Origin of the sequence: Sphingomonas sp. CCH10-B3, from assembly GCF_001556185.1 — a bacterium.
In the GTDB taxonomy this organism is placed as follows: Bacteria; Pseudomonadota; Alphaproteobacteria; order Sphingomonadales; family Sphingomonadaceae; genus Sphingomonas; species Sphingomonas aquatica.
On sequence record NZ_LSIJ01000098.1, the window covers coordinates 1 to 1,706 of the forward strand.

Annotated in this window: 2 protein-coding genes; one reads left to right on the top strand and one right to left on the bottom strand. The window is 63.7% G+C overall.

All coding sequences use genetic code 11. The features are described 5' to 3' along the window. The first annotated feature begins 69 nt into the window (after window positions 1-69). On the top strand, window positions 70-468 hold the full coding sequence (locus tag AX672_RS15840) for a response regulator (protein WP_082730594.1): 399 nt from the start codon (window positions 70-72) through the stop codon (window positions 466-468). Between the two features lie 123 nt (window positions 469-591). Here the strand turns inward: AX672_RS15840 and AX672_RS15845 are convergent, their stop codons facing one another. Beyond that, a complete protein-coding gene (locus AX672_RS15845; protein ID WP_168727516.1) occupies window positions 592-1,629 on the bottom strand; it encodes an MFS transporter in 1,038 nt (345 codons plus the stop codon). Window positions 1,630-1,706: the final 77 nt, after the last annotated feature.

A 1,706-nucleotide genomic window follows, 5' to 3' on the forward strand; every position in this document is an offset into this window, starting at 1 on the left:
AACCCTCCTTAAATCACAACCTCAAATCTGTGCCATTGGTGCTGACGGGGGACACGCTACAAGGTTCTCATCACCGACGATGAGGCCAGTATCCGCCGTTCGTTGCAATTCTTGCTGCATGCGCGGGGTTATGAACCGCTCAGCTACAGGTCGGGATCGGCCTTGCTGGCCGATCCGGCTTCTCTCTCCGCCGACTGCATGATTGCCGACTACAACATGCCGGATCTCGATGGTCTCAGCTTGCTCGGCGCGTTCAGGGCCAAGGGATGGGACGGCCCCGCGATCCTCATCTGCGCATCTCGCGACCAGGAGCTGAGGTTGCGGGCCAAAGCTTGCGGCTATGCAGAAGTGATCCAGAAACCCTTCATCCGAACTCCCGTTCTCGAGGCGCTGCACCGCTTGTGCGAATGCGCCGAACCTGGAGATTGTGACGAGGACGGCGAAGGCGGCGCAGGGTGCGGCTGCTAGCCTTGTTTCGGGTTCTAACTCTGCGCGGTCTCCGCATCGGGCAGCCCAGAGGGCGGCCAAAACCCAGTGCGGTCGCGCTCGTGAAACCCGGGTGGAGTATGTGGCCGTTGCCGACGTCCATTATCATTGCTCTGTTGTCGCCCCTCTCCAGACAAGGGGCAGAGCAAGCAGGAGAAGCAGCGCGAGGCTGCCGATGCTCCAGAGGATGACGGGTTGATATTGCGGCGATGCCAGTGCGAAGGCCAAGGGTGCAAGCGCCTGGCCGATGCTGGCCGCCGCATGCTGCAAACCCAGTCTCGAGCCCGAAGGAGCTGTGTTTCCGCCGATCCAGAAACTGGTGATCAGGCGAAGGCTCGCGGAACTCCAGCCGGCCACAAAGATGGTGCCGGCCAAAGGAAGAGTCGCAAGGTTGAGGGAATACAGGAAGAGGCTCGACGCGAGCAGGGCAAGGGTAATGCCAGCGAGACGTTTGGGTGAGGTCACGAGCCAGGTGACTCTTGCGAGGAACAGCTGGGCGGCGAGCATGGCGAACCCGCAAAGGCTAAGCATCCAGGCGATCGTCTGGCGGTCGGGCGCAGCCGTGCTGCGCGGGATGAGCAGGGCGACATGCATGGCCGCGAGTCCACCGCCGCCAACTACCGCGATTAGCAAGAGCATCGAGATCGCGGGGCGGGACGACGATTGCGGGTGGCGAATCTCGGAACAGGCGACGCACCGAGGCGGCAGATGGGCGAAACACAGCAGGATGGCGACGCCAGCGATACCGAGCGCCACCATCAGCAGGGGTGCGCCGGGAGTTACGGCGGCGGAACCCTCTGCGAGCAAAGGCCCAATCATGTCCCCCAGGAAGACGAACCCCGTTAGCCAGGTAAAGCGCTTCGCCTGCTCGCCGCGCTCGGGAACCGCGAAGCTCGCGGACAGCAACGCCAGCGGGATGATGGCCGCAGCGGCCATGCCCGCCAGCGCGCGGAGCAGATAGAGAGCCGGCAGCGGCACCGCTCCGACTGGCGCCGTCGCGAATGCGAGAGCGACGAGAGCTGTGCGAAGCAGGATCCGGTAATCCATCCGATCCGCGAGCCAGCCCCAGAGCGGTGCCAGCAGCAGGGCCGCGAGCGGATAGACGCCGGTGAGGCTGGCGACGTGGAAGTCATGCAGGCGCAGCGCAAGCTCTGCGGCATTGCGATCTGTCCGTCGTCAGAACATTTGGCACAGGTCGCGGCGTAAATTAGCGGAGTGCG